11 protein-coding genes and 1 pseudogene are annotated in these 16,959 nt (G+C 61.9%); 4 read left to right on the top strand and 8 right to left on the bottom strand.

Translation table 11 applies throughout. From position 1 onward, the window contains the following. From ABB27_RS19450 to dnaA, 8 genes and pseudogenes are all read right to left on the bottom strand, one after another. A pseudogene (locus ABB27_RS19450) lies at positions 1-217 on the bottom strand (energy transducer TonB); the annotation flags it as partial. Between the two features lie 146 nt (positions 218-363). After that, positions 364-1,548, bottom strand: a complete 1,185-nt coding sequence (locus tag ABB27_RS16540) for a heme biosynthesis protein HemY (RefSeq protein ID WP_057629955.1) — start codon at positions 1,546-1,548, stop codon at positions 364-366. 131 nt (positions 1,549-1,679) lie between these two features. Further along, positions 1,680-2,486, bottom strand: a complete 807-nt coding sequence (locus ABB27_RS16535) for a M48 family metallopeptidase (RefSeq protein ID WP_057629953.1) — start codon at positions 2,484-2,486, stop codon at positions 1,680-1,682. A 69-nt stretch (positions 2,487-2,555) separates the two neighbouring features. Then, the gene (locus tag ABB27_RS16530) at positions 2,556-3,380 is read right to left on the bottom strand and encodes a CPBP family intramembrane glutamic endopeptidase (RefSeq protein ID WP_057629950.1); all 825 of its coding nucleotides are present in this window, start codon (positions 3,378-3,380) and stop codon (positions 2,556-2,558) included. 71 nt (positions 3,381-3,451) lie between these two features. Then, positions 3,452-5,911, bottom strand: coding sequence for a DNA topoisomerase (ATP-hydrolyzing) subunit B (gene gyrB / locus ABB27_RS16525; RefSeq protein WP_057629948.1), 2,460 nt, complete (start codon positions 5,909-5,911; stop codon positions 3,452-3,454). A 109-nt stretch (positions 5,912-6,020) separates the two neighbouring features. Continuing rightward, entirely contained in the window at positions 6,021-7,121 is a 1,101-nt protein-coding gene (gene recF, locus ABB27_RS16520) for a DNA replication/repair protein RecF (protein ID WP_057629946.1), read from the bottom strand. Positions 7,122-8,370: 1,249 nt separating this feature from the next. After that, entirely contained in the window at positions 8,371-9,471 is a 1,101-nt protein-coding gene (dnaN, locus tag ABB27_RS16515) for a DNA polymerase III subunit beta (RefSeq protein ID WP_057629944.1), read from the bottom strand. Between the two features lie 368 nt (positions 9,472-9,839). Further along, positions 9,840-11,168, bottom strand: a complete 1,329-nt coding sequence (gene dnaA / locus ABB27_RS16510; protein WP_057629942.1) for a chromosomal replication initiator protein DnaA — start codon at positions 11,166-11,168, stop codon at positions 9,840-9,842. A gap of 252 nt (positions 11,169-11,420) precedes the next feature. On the opposite strand from dnaA, the gene rpmH reads away from it, so the two are divergent. From rpmH to ABB27_RS16490, 4 genes are all read left to right on the top strand, one after another. After that, positions 11,421-11,561: a 50S ribosomal protein L34 gene (rpmH, locus tag ABB27_RS16505; protein ID WP_006404565.1), complete on the top strand. Its 141-nt coding sequence runs from the start codon at positions 11,421-11,423 to the stop codon at positions 11,559-11,561. Positions 11,562-11,566: 5 nt separating this feature from the next. Next, a complete protein-coding gene (rnpA, locus tag ABB27_RS16500; RefSeq protein ID WP_152984642.1) occupies positions 11,567-12,061 on the top strand; it encodes a ribonuclease P protein component in 495 nt (164 codons plus the stop codon). Beyond that, positions 12,061-13,770 (top strand): membrane protein insertase YidC, encoded by a 1,710-nt coding sequence (gene yidC, locus ABB27_RS16495; protein ID WP_057629940.1) that lies wholly within the window; start codon positions 12,061-12,063, stop codon positions 13,768-13,770. Before rnpA ends, yidC begins: the two co-directional genes overlap by 1 nt. A 504-nt stretch (positions 13,771-14,274) precedes the next feature. Beyond that, complete coding sequence (locus ABB27_RS16490) at positions 14,275-16,956, top strand: polysaccharide deacetylase family protein (RefSeq protein WP_057629938.1); 2,682 nt, start codon at positions 14,275-14,277, stop codon at positions 16,954-16,956. Positions 16,957-16,959 lie beyond the last annotated feature (3 nt).

The raw sequence follows: 16,959 nt of genomic DNA, 5'->3' as shown, positions 1-16,959 counted from the left end.
GCGGCGGCGGTGGCGGCGGCGGTGCGTCGACCAGCGTCACCATGACGTTGCGTTCCTTTTCAGCAGCTGCCTTGGGGGCAACAGCCGGGATCAGAAGCATCATCAGGGCTGCAAGATGCAGTGCGATTACAAATGCGATACCCGCGATCCGAGGCCAGCTCAGGCCCGTTTCTTTCTGGGTGTCATACCTGTGGTGGAAGACCAGTTGTTCCGTCATGCGCCAAGAACTCTTTAGTGGGGTCGGGGCGGTGGTGTGGAACCGCCCCTGATTCAGCGGTGCATGACACCGCAGGAACCTCCAAGCTTATACCAATCCTGACCAGCTGCGCATCAAAAATGCAGCCGTTCAGGCGTTATTCCTGCTTACTTCAGGTTGATGATTTTGTTTGCATCGGCAGGGTTTTTGATGCCCTTTGCCAGTGCGTCACGCGCGGCCTGCTTTGCTTCGGGAATACGACCTTCCGCATGCAAAACCCGGGCCAGATTCAGGTACGTTTCACCGTCCTTGGACAGCGGCGCCGCGCTCCGCCAGGCTTCAATCGCCTGCGGCACCTGCTCGGTGTAGTAGTACGACTGGGCCAACGCCAGGTAAGTCTGGTAGTCCGGCTTGAGGATGCCCTTCGACATGCCCTCGTTGATCACCGCAATGACGTCCCGTTCCTTGTTGTCGGTGTTGGCGTAGATCGAATACAGCTGCTTGTATTCGCGCTCTTCGGTGAGCTGTCCAGCCGCGCGCAGCTTGTCCATCACTGCGGCAGCCTTGTCCATCTGGTCGGCCTGCATGTACATGCTGGCCAGGTTGAGCTGGGCCTTCTTGTCGGCCGGGTTCTTGGCCGCCAGCGCTTCTGCTTCCTTGACCGCTTCACCGGTCTGGCCGGCTTCGGCGTAGGAGGCCATCAACAGCTGGTTCCAGTTGTCCTTCGGCTCGGGCGAGGCAGCGATGGCCGCCTTCAGCACCGGGATCGCCTCGGCGTACTTTTCAGTCTGGTACAGCGCCTGGCCCTTGATGATCAGTTCTTCGGGCTTGTTCGACTTGGACTCGGCGAAGTACTTGTCCAGGTTGGCCAGGCCTTCCGGGTACTGCTCGTCCTGCAGCTGCAGCTGGGCCAGCATCAACATCGCCTGGAAGTGGCCGTTGTTGTCCAGCTGGTTCAGCGCGATGGCCTGCTGCAGGTACTGCTTGGCGGCGGCGTTGTCGTCCAGGTTGTAGGCACCCTGCGAAGCCAGCTGGTTGGCCACGGCCTTGTCGTAATCGTTGGCATCGGGCGAAGCGATGATTTCATCGGCCAGGGTGCGGGTTTCCGCGTATTCCTGCTTGTTGTAGGCAGCAAACAGCTTGTTGAGCTTGCTGCCCATCTTCGAGGAGGCCTTGCCCTTCGGATCGACGCGGGTCGCTTCCGGGTACAGCACTTCAGCCTTGGCGCTTTCCTTGTTGCCACGACGCTCGGACGAGCGCGACTGCGCCGCAGCGTCAGCGACGACAACACCGCCCAGTGCAGTGGCGATGAGGATGGAGAGCACGGCGTGCTTTTGGCTGCGGAAGATCATGTTTCACCTCGAAGGAGCCGCCGTGGCGGTAGAAATTCAAACTGTCGGAACGAAACCGAGCACACAAACGTATCAGAAATTATTTGACGGAGAAATCACTTCTGATGGTGTACTGCAGCATTTCCCTACAACTAACCACAGCGAGGGACTACACCAGAGCGCCGCGCCTGCTGATAGACAGGCTCCAACGCCGGGGTGTCGCGCTGCAATTCACGGATACGGTTGGCAGGGTCGGGATGGGTGGAAAGCCACTGGGGAGAACGGTTTCCACTGGCCGCCATCATGTTCTGCCATAGGTTCACCGCTTGTGAGGGGTCAAAGCCGGCCTGTGCCATCAGACGTTGCCCCACCACGTCAGCCTCACTTTCCTGAGTGCGTGAGCCGGGCAACAGGATCAGGCCCTGTGCGCCCATTCCACCGAACTGATTGACCGCGCTGGCGGCTGTATCGCCGTAGGCTGCGCCGGCCAGCGCGCCAAGAATGCCCAGGCCCAGCTGGGTGCTCTGCTGGCGGGTCAGGCGCTCTTCGTGGTGGCGCGAGATCACATGGCCGATTTCATGGCCGATCACCGCCGCCAGCTGGTCCTGGTTCTTGGCCACGCTGAAGATGCCGGTATTCACCCCGACCTTGCCACCGGGCAGGGCGAAGGCATTGGGTTCCTTCTCGACGAAAACGGCCGTTTCCCACCGTACGCCATGGTATTGAGGCGGCAGCTGCGCCACCAGCGCGTTGACCACGCATTGCACGTAGGCGTTCTGCTTGGCATCGCGGTTGAGGGTCTGCTTGGCCTTGGTTTCAGCAAAGGCCTGCGCACCGAGCTGATCCAGCTGTTGCTGGGAAATGCCACCTATGACCTGACGCCGCCCGGTAGGGGAGGTGGTGGTGGCACAAGCGCTGAGCAACAGCGCGGCGACAACGGCTAGTCCGACAGCTTTCATCCGGGTCCCCCAGGTTCACATCTGCAGTGTGCGAGCGTCTTGCTTAATTTTTCGTCAACCGCTGCCGATTTATTGCGTGCCGAACAGGACCATGGCCGCCAACGCAACCGCATTGTTCACAGCATGCGCTATCACCGCCGCCCATAACGTGCCGGTCTTGCGGTAAACCCAGGCGAAAGCTGCGCCCATGCCGCCGTAGATCAGCCACAGCTGCAGCATTGCCGGGAAGCTGTTGGGGCTGATGCCGGGGATTTCGTGCACCAGCGCAAATGCCAGGCTGCTGAGCACGATGCCCAGCAGCGGGCGGCCAGCCGACCACAGGCGCCCGAACAGCACACGGCGGAACAGCAGTTCTTCGTAGGCAGGGGCCAGCAGCACGGCGAAAGCCACCAGAAACACCGGGTATTGCGCCCATGCCTGCTGCATCAACAGCAGGTTGGTAGGCACCGGCTCCACGCCCATCTGCTTGGCCGCCCAGCCAATAAAGCTGCTGCCGAGAAACACGCCGGCAGCGACCAACGCGATCCAACCCCAGGTGGAAGCGCGGCGTAATGCCTGCCGCGAATCTGCACGTTCTGCCGCGCTGGCACGACGGCGCAGGAAATACAGCAGCAGCGCCGCACCACCGGTGGAAAACAGCGCAATCAACATCTGCGCCAATGCGCCAGGCGCGCCCAGCGCGCTGGCCATTCCGGCCGCTGCGGGTGCGGCACCACCGGCGGCGGCCGTTTCAACCGCGCGCCACAGGCCCCATGCCACAGCACCCAATGCACTCAAAAGCAGCAATACAGCGATGCCAATAAGCAGATCCAGGCCGAAGCCCAATAGCGGCGATCCTGACGACGACGGTGGCGAGGAGGGTGAAGAAAGCGGCACGTCGGGGAGGCTGGACATCGCGGACCTGGGAGTGGCACGGATAGGAAGTGGGCGCCGGTGTCGGCGCCCACGCTAGCGGCTGCGCTGGATCAGATATCCAGGTTCATGACCTTCAGCGCATTGCTCTCGATGAAGTCGCGACGCGGTTCCACCACATCGCCCATCAAGGTGCTGAAGATCTGATCGGCTTCCACGGCATCTTCGATACGGACCTGCAGCAGGCGCCGGGTATCCGGATTGACCGTGGTATCCCAGAGCTGCTCGGGGTTCATTTCACCCAGGCCCTTGAAGCGCTGGATCATGCGTCCCTTCTTGGCCTCTTCCATCAACCAGGCCTGGGCCTGGGCGAAGCCGGTGATCTCCGAGGACTTGTTGCCACGGTTGATGGTGGCACCTTCGCGCACCAGGCCGTGCAGCAGCTGCGAGGCCACGTGCAACTGGCGCAGTTCGCCGGATTCAAAGGCAGCCAACGGCAGCACCTGGGTATGTTCCTCACCCATGTGACGGCGGGTGACCAGCACCGCGGCCGGGCGCTGTTCGTTCGGTTCCTGCAGGACCAGGCTGTAACGCGGCGTACCCAGGCTGCCCTGGTTCAAACGCGTGGCCAAGGCGTCCAGGCCTTCGCCCGGGCCTGCAGTGCGCAGATGCTCCAGGTCCATCGGGGTGAAATCCACCAGTGCCTCGAGCAGGCTGCGATCGTAGCGGTGCGCGTTGCGGTTGATGGTTTCCTGCGCGGCGGCGTAGGTCATCAGCAGCTTTTCCAGCGCCACGCCTTCGATCGGCGGTTCGCCGGTGGCCGGAATCAGCGCCGCGTTTTCGACGGCGTTGTTGGCAAGGTAAGCATCCAGCGCCGGGTCGTCCTTCAGGTACAACTCGGTCTTGCCCTGCTTGATCTTGTACAGCGGCGGCAGGCCGATATACACAAAACCACGCTCGATCAGTTCCGGCATCTGCCGGTAGAAGAACGTCAACAGCAGCGTACGGATGTGCGCGCCGTCGACGTCGGCGTCGGTCATGATGATGATCTTGTGGTAACGCAGCTTGTCCGGGTTGTACTCGTCGCGGCCGATGCCAGTGCCCAGCGCGGTGATCAGCGTACCGACCTGATCGGAGGCCAACATGCGGTCGAAGCGGGCACGTTCCACGTTGAGGATCTTGCCGCGCAGCGGCAGCACCGCCTGGTTCTTGCGGTTGCGGCCCTGCTTGGCCGAGCCACCTGCCGAGTCACCCTCGACGATGAACAGTTCGGACAACGCCGGATCTTTTTCCTGGCAGTCGGCGAGCTTGCCGGGCAGGCCGGCGATATCCAGCGCGCCCTTGCGGCGGGTCAGATCGCGGGCCTTGCGCGCGGCTTCGCGGGCACGGGCAGCATCGACGATCTTGCCGGCAATGGCCTTGGCTTCGTTCGGGTTTTCCTGCAGGAATTCTTCCAGCTTGGCACCGAAGGTGCTTTCCACCGCCGGCTTGACGTCGGAGCTGACCAGCTTTTCCTTGGTCTGGCTGGAGAAGCTCGGGTCCGGCACCTTAACCGACAGCACCGCGATCATGCCTTCACGCATGTCGTCGCCGGTGAAGCTGATCTTGGCCTGCTTGGCGATACCGCTCTGCTCGATGTAGTTGTTGAGCGTACGGGTCAACGCGGCACGGAAGCCGGCAAGGTGGGTACCGCCGTCCTTCTGCGGAATGTTGTTGGTGAAGCAGTACATCGTTTCCTGGTAGGAATCGGTCCACTGCAGCGCAACTTCGACCACGATGCCATTGGCTTCGCCGGTCACCGCGATCACGTTCGGATGCAGCGGGGTCTTCACCTGCGCCAGATGCTCGACGAAGCTCTTGATGCCGCCTTCGTAGTGGTAGTCGTCGCGACGGCCTTCGCCGCGCTCGTCCACCAGAGTGATGTTGACGCCGGAGTTCAGGAACGACAGCTCGCGCAGACGGCGGGCCAGGATTTCGTAATGGAACTCGACGTTGCCGTGGAATGCCTTCACCGATGGCCAGAAGCGCAGCACGGTACCGCGGCGGTCGCTGGCTTCCAGCTGCTTCAGCGGAGTTACCGCTGCACCGTCAGCGTATTCCTGCTGGTAGTGGAAACCACCCTGATAGATATCCAGCATCAGCTTCTGCGACAGCGCATTGACCACGCTGACGCCGACGCCGTGCAGGCCACCGGAAACCTTGTAGCTGTTGTCGTCGAACTTGCCACCGGCATGCAGGACCGTCATCACCACTTCAGCGGCGGAGACTTCGCGGTCGAGCTTCTGGCTCATCTGCGCGTGCTTGCCCACCGGGATGCCGCGGCCGTTATCGGCCACCGACACCGAACCGTCGGCATGGATGGTGACCAACACATTGTCGGCATGACCGGCGAGTGCTTCGTCGATGGAGTTATCGACAACCTCGAACACCATGTGGTGCAGGCCAGTGCCGTCATGGACGTCGCCGATGTACATACCGGGACGCTTGCGTACAGCCTCCAAGCCTTCCAATGCGGTGATGCTGTTGGCGTCGTAATTGCCGTTGTTGACCGGGGTGTTCTGTTCTTCGCTCATTGCGCTTGCCGTAGGCTCCGCAGGTCATGCGCCGTTCCGTGGAACAGGCATGAGAGATAGGGGATGACGTTCCGATTATACCTGCCGGGGGGATTTCCGCCCTGAAGGCTCAGTTCGCGGCATTGATAGCGCCATGTTCCACGTGGAACACAGCGGCTGGACGCAGATCGGCTGCAAGTGCGGCCGGTGTTTCGGTGGCGGTAATGAAGATCTGCGCAGGTGTGCCTGCAAGATACTCCAGTACGCGCTGTTGGTGGTTGCGATCCAGCTCCGAACCCAGATCATCCAGGGCGATGACCGGCCATTCGCCGCGCTGTGTTGCATAGTCGTCGGCCTGGCCAAGCAGGCAGGCCAGCGCCGTAAGCTTGGCCTGGCCACGCGACAAGGCGTCTCGCCCCGGAATCTGCGTGAAACCTACGCTCCAATCGGCGCGGTGTGGGCCTACCGAGGTATAGCCGGCGCTGCGGTCGCGTTCGCGCGCCAGCAACAGGGCATCGCCCAACGACATTTCGTGCCGACGCCAACCCGGTTGCAGTTCCAAACTGTTCAATTGCAGGCCGGGTGCCAGATCGGCGCCAATCGCCACGGCTCTATCCTGCAGGCGTTCCAGATAGTGCTGGCGCCTGGAGGTCAGCGGGGTACCTGCTTCGGCCAGCTCCCAATCCCAGGCATCGAGCTGCTTGCCGGGGGCGCCCATCTTCAACAAGGCGTTGCGCTGTTTGAGGGCACGGGTATAGCGCCGCCACAGGGGGAGGAAGTCAGGTTCCACGTGGAACAATCCCCAATCGATGAAGCGCCGGCGCGGTTCACTACCGCCGCTGACCAGCGCATGGCTGCCCGGTTCAAAGGTCACCACCGCCAGCGCGGCGCAGAGATTGCCCAGTTGCAGCACATCTTCGCCATCCAGACGGCCTTTCCAGGCCTGTCCGCTATGGCGCAGACCTGCGCGGCGCGTTGAAACGCCTTGTTCTGCGCCGGTTCGCTCCTGCCATTCGACAAAAACGTCCAGATTCTCCGCACCTTTCTGCACCAGGCCATCGCGCACGCGGCCACGGAAGCTGCGCCCATACGCCATCAAGTGCAGGGCTTCGAGCACGCTGGTCTTGCCAGCGCCATTGGCGCCGGTAATGAGGTTGATGCCGGGGCGGGGAGCCAACTCCACCGAATCGAACCGCCGTACACGGTTCAAGGCAACACGGACGATATGCATTGACGCTCGAAAGAAAGCATGACGCCGCCACGCAGTCCGTGGCTGGCCATGCGCAGCTTAAAGCATCCGCCCAGTTTGAGCTGTTCCATCGACTGTCCGCTGCCGGGCTAAACAGGTGCCACGTGGAACATCCCCGCATTTCTTCAAATCTGAGAGGTGATGTGGGCGGAGCTGCTGCAGATTTCACGAAATCCGCCGTCTTTCTGCCGGATGTATAGAACGGGGTACAAACCCTGTGTATAAGTGGGGCAATCTGTGGATAAGATGACCCCTTGAAGCTCCCTTCGCTCTTATCCACAGATATCCACAGGCTTGAAGGCCAGTTCTACAGGGGGTTTCAAGGCTAATAAGGCCATGTAAAACAGTCACTTAAGGTAGTTTTACATAAAATCTGCTCCTACCATCACCACCAAGCTTTTGATTTATTCTCAGATTTAAAGCATAGAGCTGAGAAAACCGGTAGCCAGAAAGGGCCAAAACCAAGCCCTGTGATTTCTTGAAATCTGCGGGCGGAGATACTGCTGCGGGTTTCAGATTTCACGAAATTCGCAGCTGAGCAAAACCGCTCCGTCTGCCTGCCTCGCTGCCCTGGATACCGGCACGTGGAACAGCGGCAGATTTCTTGAAATCTGATTACCTCTCGCCGGGAAGTGCGCGCGGATTTCAAGAAATCAGGGGCGCATGGAAAGCTCGGAAAGGTCCCTTGCCCAGACGTTGGCCTAGCGGCAGTTGGGCACATCGGGAAAGCTTCAGTGAATCCAAGCGGCTGCTACCGCGCGGATAGCCACACTGCAGGAACTGCGTGCAGTCATCGGTAGATCTTGCCGATCTACTGCGACAGCAATGGGGTAGGGGACTTGGATCCAGGCATCGAAGCCGCTGGCCAGTCCTGGAGTCTTTGGCTCAGCCAAGCCAGAACGTAGCGGGAGTGTCACCGCCTACGCGTAGAGCGCTGAATCGTAAAAGCCAACTTGCTCCGGCAATCGGCAGATGTGCTGTCCAGATCAATGCCCCGCACTGAGGATCTCCCCTCAATTCGCCGGTTCGGCTGGAGAAGGGGAATCGGCCGGGTCCGGCATTGCTCGGCGAATTTCCAGCAGCCCAGGCCGCGGAAAACATCCAGAATCCAGCGAATCAGCGATTGAGATCGCGCTGTTCCACGTGGAACCTGGGTTGGATCCCGGAATTCAGGCAAAAAAAAGCCCGGCATCAAGCCGGGCTTCTTCGTGTTCCACGTGGAACCTGCAGGTCAGAGACGCAGCGGCATCACCACGTGGCGCGACTTCTCGCTGCTGGCTTCACGCACCAGTGCCGAGGAGTTGGAATCGCGCAGCTGGATGACAACGTGCTCATCGCGCAGCGCCGACAGGGCGTCGAGCAGGTAGTTCACGTTGAAGCCGATGGCTAGGTCGCTGACCACGGTATCGGCTTCGATTTCTTCCTGTGCCTCTTCCTGCTCCGGGTTGTGCGCGCTGATTTTCAGCTGGCCCGGGGTGACTTCGACGCGAACGCCGCGGTACTTCTCGTTGGAGAGAATGGCCGCACGCTGCAGCGAGGCACGCAGGGTTTCACGCTCGACCTTCACTTCGCGGTCGGCACCGATCGGGATCACCGCTTCGTAATCCGGGAAACGGCCGTCGATCAGCTTCGAGGTGAAGGTGACATCGTCGCGCTTCATGCGCACGTGGCTGCGGCCAACTTCCAGCTCAACCTCACGCTCGCCGCCTTCCAGCAGACGCTGCAGTTCGGTAACGCCCTTGCGCGGCACGATGATCTGACGCTTTGCGCCGTTATCGTTTTCCAGTGCGGTTTCGCACAGTGCCAGGCGGTGGCCGTCGGTGGCCACGCAACGCAGGATGCTGTCGCGCAGGTCGAACAGCAGACCGTTGAGGTAGTAGCGAACATCCTGCTGCGCCATGGCGAAAGCAGTGCGTTCGATCAGTTCCTTCAACGCCGCTTCCGGCACGACGACGCGCTCGGTGGCTTCAACTTCGTCCACCGACGGGAAGTCGTTGGCGGGCAGGGTGGCCAGGGTGAAACGGCTGCGGCCAGCCTGGACGGTGATCTTGTCACCGGTCTGCGAAACCGTGATGCGGCTGCCATCAGGCAGGGCACGGATGATTTCGAACAATTTACGCGCCGGAATCGTGGTTTCGCCGTCCTGGGCATCTTCGACCGCGATGCGGGAGACCATTTCCACTTCGAGGTCGGTACCGGTCAGCGAAAGCTGGCCGCCTTGAACCTGGACGAGGAAATTAGCCAGAACCGGCAGAGTCTGGCGGCGTTCAACCACGTTGACGACCTGGGCCAACGGCTTGAGAAAGGCTTCGCGCTGCAGTGTGAAACGCATGTGGTTTCGTGCCCCTATGCTTTTAAAAGATGTGGATTAAATCAAAAGCTTGGTGGTGCTGGTAGAGCCAGATTTGGTTTAAAACACACCCAAGTGTTTGTTTTATATGGGTTTATTTGCGTTGAAACCCGTGTATTACTGGCACTGAGCTGGTGGGTGAAGCTGTGGATAAATTTGCCGTGCTTTTGCAAGTCAATTTTATCCACAACTTCTCCAACGCCTGCCCCCGAATCATGCACCGTTTTGTGCGATGACGCCGCTGTGGCGTCGGTGCATGATTCGCTCAACTTCTCACCACCCCGCCGATTTCCCGATGGATTTCCCGCCCAAATTGCCGACGAGAGCCTCCTGAGGTGATGTTGCTGCGCTTACTCGCTGAGCTTGCGGATGAGCTTTTCCCAGTCCTCGCGCAACTTGCCGTCGGTTTCCATCAGGGTCCGGATCTGGCGGCAGGCGTGCAGCACCGTGGTGTGGTCGCGGCCGGCAAACGCATCGCCGATTTCCGGCAGGCTGTGTTCGGTCAGCTCTTTGGTCAGCGCCATCGCCACCTGGCGGGGACGGGCCAGCGAACGGGTGCGGCGCTTGGACAACAGATCCTTGATCTGCAGCCCGTAATAGTCGGCAACCGTTTTCTGGATGTTGGGAATGCTGATCGCCTGCTGCTGGGCACGCAGCAGATCGCGCAGGGTTTCCTGGGCAAACTCGGTGGTGATCGCGCGGCCGGTGAAATTGGCGCGGGCGGTCAGCGTATTGAGTGCACCTTCCAGATCACGCACGTTGGAGCGCATCTTCTTGGCGATCAGGAACGCCACGTCGTCCGGGATGTCGGCGCCGCGTTCGCGGGCCTTGGCCAGCACGATGGCGGCACGGGTTTCAAAATCCGGCGGCTCGATGGCCACCGACAAACCCCAGGCCAGACGCGACTTCAGGCGTGCTTCCAGACCTTCCACTTCGCGCGGGTAGCGGTCGCAGGTCAGGATGATCTGCTGCTTGCCGTCGAACAAGGCGTTGAAGGTGTGGAAAAACTCTTCCTGGGTGCGGTCCTTGCCGGCGAAGAACTGGATGTCGTCGATCAGCAGCGCATCGACCTGCTGGAACTGGCGCTTGAACTGGTCCATGGACTTTTCCTGCAGCGCACGGATCATCGCGCTGAAGAACTGTTCCGAACGCAGATACAGCACCTTTGCCGCTGGATTGGCCTGGCGCATGGCATTGCCGGCGGCCAGCATCAGGTGGGTTTTACCCAGACCGGTGCCGCCGTACAGCAGCAGCGGGTTGTGCGCACGATCGCCCGGTTTCTGCGCGGCCTGGAATGCGGCCGCCAGGCCCAGCTGATTGCTGCGGCCTTCGACGAAATTGGTGAAGGTGTAGTGCGCGTCGAGGTTGCCGTTGAACGGCACCACCGGCGCGGCCGGCACAAAACTGGCCGTCGGGGCGAGCAGCGGAGCCGGTTCCGGCGCCCGCGGACGCGAGCCGATTTCCAGGATCACCTCACCGAAACCGGCAAAGTGGGTCAATAGTTCGCCGATGCGCGGCAGGTAACGTTCGCGCACTTGGTCGACAATAAACGCATTTGGCGCGTACAGCACAAGGCTGTCAGCGCGTTGGTCAGCCTGTAGTGGCTTCAACCAGGTGTGGACATCTTCGGGCGGGAATTCCGCCTCCAGACGTTCGAGACAACGTGTCCAGGCATCCATCAGCAATAGTCGTCAAAGGCTTGTCAGCCGGGCGCAGAAAGCCGCCGGGCCACAGGCCGGAAGGGGGAAAGTGGATGGCCCAGACTACCACCGCAGGCCCGATGCGGGAATGCTTGTCCCGGATTTATTCACAGGCTCATCCACAAGATGTACACCGGCCTGTGGATAGCTTTGTCAGCCAAGACTTGACGAGGCCCCGTTAGGGTCTATAGAATTTCCGGTTCTTTCCGTCCACTTCATACAGGTGCCCCAATGGCCACCAAGCGCACGTTCCAGCCCAGCAACCTCAAGCGCAAGCGCGATCACGGTTTCCGTGCTCGTATGAAGACCGCCGACGGCCGCAAGATCCTGTCGCGTCGCCGCGCCAAGGGCCGCAAAGTCCTCAGCGCTTGATTGCGTTGCCGCGTGAAGCGGCAATCGCAACACCGATCGTGATCAGTACCTGCCCGCGCAAGCGATTTCCTCGCTCTGCGCGGGTTCGTACGCGTGCCGAATATACAACGGTCTTCAACGGCGCCCGCCGTGTATCCGATCCTTTGATGACACTCCACTGGTTGAAAGGGGATAGCCCCGCTCGACTAGGTCTGGCTGTGTCACGCAAAGTGGATACGCGTGCGGTCGGTCGTAACCGTATCAAGCGTGTGTTGCGGGATGCAACACGCCACCTACGGTCGTGCCTGAGCGGTGGCGATTACGTCATCGTTGCCCGCTCGGCGGCCAAGACCGCCAGCAATCAACAGATCCGTGAGGCGTTCGAGCGCCTGCTGCGCCGTGCCGGCGCATTGCCCCCTGTGGCTGCGGGCGGCACAATGCCGCCGCGCGAGGGCGTTGATGCCCCTCTTCCTTTGAACGTACCGGACACCTCCTCCGGTCGAGCCGAGCCTGCCTGCTGATGAACCAGACCCGTGTATTCCTGATTTTTGCCTGGCTGATGGTAGCCGTGCTGCTGTGGATGGAATGGGGTCGCGAAAAGGCCGCACCGGATCCGGCGACCGTAGCCACCACCCAGCAAGCCGTACCCGGCGCCAATGACGCCGATCTGGCCGCTCCGGGCACCGCTGAAGTGCCGCAGGCCACTGTGCCGGGCCAGCCGCCAGTTGCCGCTGCCGCACCAGGCATGGAAGCGGCGACCAGCGCACAGCGCGTCACCGTCACCACCGACGTATTGAAGCTGGTGCTGGACGGCCGCAGCGTGCTCGACGCCGATCTGCTGCAGTTCCCGCAGACCAAGGCCGCCGGCAGCCCGCCGGTGCAGCTGCTCACCGAAGACAAGGCGCACCCGTACAGCGCCACCGCCGGTTGGGCCAGCCAGAACAACTCGCCGGTCCCCGGCGCCAATGGTTTCCAGCCGGCCGCCGGTGTCACCGCCGTTGCCCTGGCGGAAGGCCAGGATGAAGTGCAGGTGCCGTTCGTCTGGAACGGCCCGAACGGCGTCAGCATCCACCGCACCTATACCTTCAAGCGCGGCGATTACGCCGTCAGCGTGAAGGACGAAGTGGTCAATACCGGCACCGCGCCGTGGCAGGGCTATGTGTTCCGCAAGCTCGACCGCGTGCCGCCGGTGATCACCAAGGGCATGACCAACCCGGATTCCTTCAGCTTCAATGGCGCCACCTGGTTCAGCCCGGCCGATGGCTACCAGCGTCGTGCGTTCAAGGATTACCTGGAAGACGGCCCGATCAACCAGACCATCAGTGGTGGCTGGGTGGCGATGCTGCAGCACCATTTCTTCACCGCCTGGATTCCGCAGGCTGATCAGTCCTCGCTGTACCTGCTATCGCAGAACGGCCCGCGCAACGTGATCGAAGCGCGCGGCCCGGGCTTCACCGTGGCCCCGGGCCAGAAGGTCAGCACCGAGGCGCGCCTGTGGGTGGGCCCGAAGCTGGTCAACCAGATCGCCAAGGAAGACGTGAAGGGCCTGGACCGCGTGGTCGATTACAGCCGCTTCTCGATCATGGCCATCATCGGCCAGGGCTTGTTCTGGGTGATGAACCAGGTGCACAAGCTGGTCGGCAACTGGGGCTGGGCCATCATCGGTCTGGTGATCCTGCTGAAGATGGCGCTGTTCCCGCTGGCCAATGCGCAGTTCAAGTCGCAGGCCAAGATGCGCAAGTTCCAGCCGCGCATCGCGCAGCTGAAGGAACGCTACGGCGACGACAAGCAGAAGTTCCAGACGGCAATGATGGAGCTGTACAAGAAGGAGAAGATCAATCCGCTGGGTGGCTGCCTGCCGCTGCTGATCCAGATGCCGATCTTCTTCGCCCTGTACTGGGTGCTGGTGGAGTCGGTGGAACTGCGTCAGGCGCCGTGGCTGGGCTGGATCCAGGATCTGACCGCACGTGACCCGTACTTCATCCTGCCGATCATCAACATCGCGGTGATGTGGTTCACCCAGAAGCTGACCCCGGCTGTGGGCATGGACCCGATGCAGCAGAAGATGATGCAGTTCATGCCGCTGGTGTTCGGCGTGATGATGGCCTTCATGCCGTCCGGCCTGGTCCTGTACTGGGTGGTCAACGGCGGCCTGAGCCTGCTGCAGCAGTGGTGGATGATCAAGAAGCACGGCGAAGATGCGCCGAGCAAGGTGATCGAAGCCAAGTAAGCAAAAGCCCGCCGCAAGGCGGGCTTTTCGCATGTGGGGGAAGCTCCTGCAGGCCGAACGGCGGTTCAGCTGCTCAGCTGTTTGTGGGAGCGGCATCAGCCGCGAAGCTGACATTGCTGGAACCCTGGGAACCCATGCGATCTGATGCTACGTCGGCTTCGCGGCTGATGCCGCTCCCACAAACGTAGCCCGGGTAAGCGCAGCGCACCCGGGAAATGGGAAGCCAGCGAATCTTCCTGCTCTGCGCCAACAGCCCCGGGTGCGCTGTGCTTACCCGGGCTACGTCGCACTACGCCGACCGGCTGTTTGTGGGAGCGGCGTCAGCCGCGAAGCTGACGTTGCTGAAATCCTTGGCACCTGTGCAATCCGATGCTGTGCGTGCTTCGCGGCTGACGCCGCTCCCACAGCTCCCACAACGTTGGCCGCATTGCGCAACAAACCGGCTTGTTCGCCGGTGGCGTTAGAATCGCCAGATCTGCTGCACCCTTTCATCCCGAGCCTGCCATGCCCCGTTCGTTGTCGCGTCGCCTGACCTTGCCTGCCTTGTTGCTTGCCGCACTGACGGTTGCAGGCTGTTCCAAGCAGAACGAAACCGGCACCGCGACGCCGACCCAAGCCAGTGCGCAGGCCGCCGCTGCGGCAAACCCTGCAGCCGCACCGTTGTTGACCGCACTGCAGAAACAACTGGACGGGCACCGCCGCATCGTCGTATTGCTCGCCGACGAAGCACAGCAATCGCCAGCCGACCGGCAGACTTCCAGCCGCATCGGCCAGCAGCTGTTCCATGACGGACTGGAGCAGCGCCAGGCCATCGCCGCGCAGTTCGATGCGTTGTTGCGCGATCCCAACCCGCAGCGCTTTGCCACGCTGGGCACGGTGCTGGATTACATCGAATCCTCGCCCGAACTCTACGACGCCGACCGCCTGGCCTTCCGCGAAATACTGCGTGAGCTGCATCAGCGTGTCGGTGCGGATTCCTCGCTGCCGGCGGTGAAGCTGCACCAGCGCATCGGCGAAGACCTGGAGGCGCTGGATGAGATCGAGCGCAACTACAACCAGGAATTGACCCGCATCTTCAGCCGCTTCGAACGCACCCGTGCGATCGAACTCAAGCGCGAGAAGTGGGACGACTATGTCGCCCACCTCAACACCTTGTACAAGCGCGAGGCGATCCTGCGCGACTTCGGCGTGATCGAGCCCTATCCGATGTCGATGCAGGACAGCGACCGCGAAATCTTCGGCCGCGACCTGCCGGCCAAGACCGTGGTGCTGACCTTCGACGACGGCCCGCACAAGGCCTATACCGATGAAATCGTCGCCATCCTGCAGCGCTACGACGTGCCGGGCGTGTTCTTCGAAGTGGGCCGCAACCTGGGCGCGATTGAAGCCGATGGCAAGGTCAAGCTGGGGCCGATGGCCGGCATCAGCCGCAACCTGATGGAACACGGCTATGCGGTGGGCAACCACAGCCTGACCCACGCCCAGCTCTCGCGCACCAGTGGCGATGCGCTGCGCCAGCAGGTGCTCGACACCGATACCCTGCTCAAGGGTGTGGACAGCAAGCGCGCACCGCTGTTCCGCTTCCCGTATGGCGCACGCAATGCTGAAGGCCTGCAGCTGCTCAACGAAGCCGGCCTGAAATCCATCATGTGGAACATCGACTCGATGGACTGGGCCGACCCTGTGCCCGAATCCATCGTGCAGCGCGTGGTCGACCAGGTACAGAAGGAACAGCGCGGCATCATCCTGTTCCATGACATCCACGACCGCGCGGTGAAGGCGCTGCCGCAGATCCTCGACAAGCTGATCGCCGATGGCTACCAGTTTGCCGGTTGGAATGGCCGCGATTTCAGCGTCAGCCGTGCGCGCAAGGGCGCGGTGGCCGATGCCACGGTAACCACCGGCTATGAGAAATCCTGGGCGATTGTCATTGGCATCGATGAGTACGCCAAATGGCCGAAGCTGGAGTATGCCGGCCGCGATGCGCAGTCCATCGCCGATACGCTGACCGGCCAGTTTGGCTTTCCGTCCTCGCAGGTGATCGTGCTGAAGAACCAGCAGGCCACCCGCAACAACATCCTGGCCGCCTTCCACGACCGTTTGGCCGATGAACGCACCGGCAAGAACGACCGCGTGTTCGTGTTCTTCGCCGGCCATGGCGCCACCCGCCAGCTCGCTTCCGGGCGTGATCTTGGCTACATCATTCCGGTGGATTCGGACCCCAACGAATTCGCCACCGATGCGATCGCGATGACCGATATCCAGAACATCGCCGAGAGCATGCAGGCCAAGCACGTGCTGTTCGTGATGGACGCCTGTTACAGCGGGCTGGGCCTGACCCGAGGCAGCGGTTCTTCTTCGTTCCTGCGCGAGAACGCGCGCCGCAGCGCGCGGCAGATGCTGACCGCCGGTGGCGCCGACCAGCAGGTCGCCGACAGCGGCCCGAACGGACATTCGGTGTTCACCTGGGTGCTGCTGCAGGCGCTGGCCGGCAAGGGCGACCTCAATGGCGATGGCCTGATCACCGGCACCGAGTTGGCCGCCTATGTGGCGCCTGCGGTGTCGGCGGTATCGCGGCAAACCCCGGCCTTCGGCAGCCTGCCTGGTTCGCAGGGCGGCGAGTTCGTGTTCCAGGTGCCGGACAGCCAGGAATACCTCAATGCCGGCAGTGACCAGCTTTCAGCCGATGCCATCGCCCTCAATAGTCGCGTCGATGCCGCCGCGCAGGACGCCAAGCCCGCCGGCAAGGCCGAGGCACCGGTGACCGTGGCCGACCTGCAAGGTGGCAAAAGCACGCTGGTGGTGCCGGCGGCGGTACCGACCTCGGACCGTCAGCGCGCGCAGCAGGCAAACGACCGTGGCCTGCAGCTCTACCGCGAGAAGCGCTACGACGAGGCTGCCGTGCAGTTCACCGAGGCGCTGAAGCTGCGCCCCGATTTTGCCCAGGCCGCCAACAATCTCGGTTTCGTCTACTACCGCCAACAGCGCTATGCCGAAGCCGCGCGTTGGCTGGAGAACACCTTGAAGATCGATCCCTCGCGCGCGGTGGCCTATCTGAATCTGGGCGACGCCTACTTCAACGCCGGCGACAAACCCAGGGCCAAGCAGGCCTACAGCACCTACCTGGAGCTGCAGCCGCAAGGCAGCGGCGCCGCCCAGGCCCGCGCACAACTGCAGAAGCTGTAAGTC

Origin of the sequence: Stenotrophomonas terrae (assembly GCF_001431465.1) — a bacterium.
GTDB lineage: Bacteria > Pseudomonadota > Gammaproteobacteria > Xanthomonadales > Xanthomonadaceae > Stenotrophomonas > Stenotrophomonas terrae.
The sequence above is the reverse complement of the archived record's forward strand: the minus strand, read 5'-3'. Positions and strand labels throughout refer to the sequence as shown.

Bases quoted from the DNA above. Each gene is read 5' to 3' on its own strand.
- yidC (WP_057629940.1), top strand. From the start codon at position 12,061: ATGAACCAGACCCGTGTATTCCTGATTTTTGCCTGGCTGATGGTAGCC.
- gyrB (WP_057629948.1), bottom strand. From the start codon at position 5,911: ATGAGCGAAGAACAGAACACCCCGGTCAACAACGGCAATTACGACGCC.
- ABB27_RS16530 (WP_057629950.1), bottom strand. From the start codon at position 3,380: ATGTCCAGCCTCCCCGACGTGCCGCTTTCTTCACCCTCCTCGCCACCG.
- dnaA (WP_057629942.1), bottom strand. From the start codon at position 11,168: ATGGATGCCTGGACACGTTGTCTCGAACGTCTGGAGGCGGAATTCCCG.
- rpmH (WP_006404565.1), top strand. From the start codon at position 11,421: ATGGCCACCAAGCGCACGTTCCAGCCCAGCAACCTCAAGCGCAAGCGC.
- ABB27_RS16535 (WP_057629953.1), bottom strand. From the start codon at position 2,486: ATGAAAGCTGTCGGACTAGCCGTTGTCGCCGCGCTGTTGCTCAGCGCT.
- dnaN (WP_057629944.1), bottom strand. From the start codon at position 9,471: ATGCGTTTCACACTGCAGCGCGAAGCCTTTCTCAAGCCGTTGGCCCAG.
- ABB27_RS16490 (WP_057629938.1), top strand. From the start codon at position 14,275: ATGCCCCGTTCGTTGTCGCGTCGCCTGACCTTGCCTGCCTTGTTGCTT.
- recF (WP_057629946.1), bottom strand. From the start codon at position 7,121: ATGCATATCGTCCGTGTTGCCTTGAACCGTGTACGGCGGTTCGATTCG.
- ABB27_RS16540 (WP_057629955.1), bottom strand. From the start codon at position 1,548: ATGATCTTCCGCAGCCAAAAGCACGCCGTGCTCTCCATCCTCATCGCC.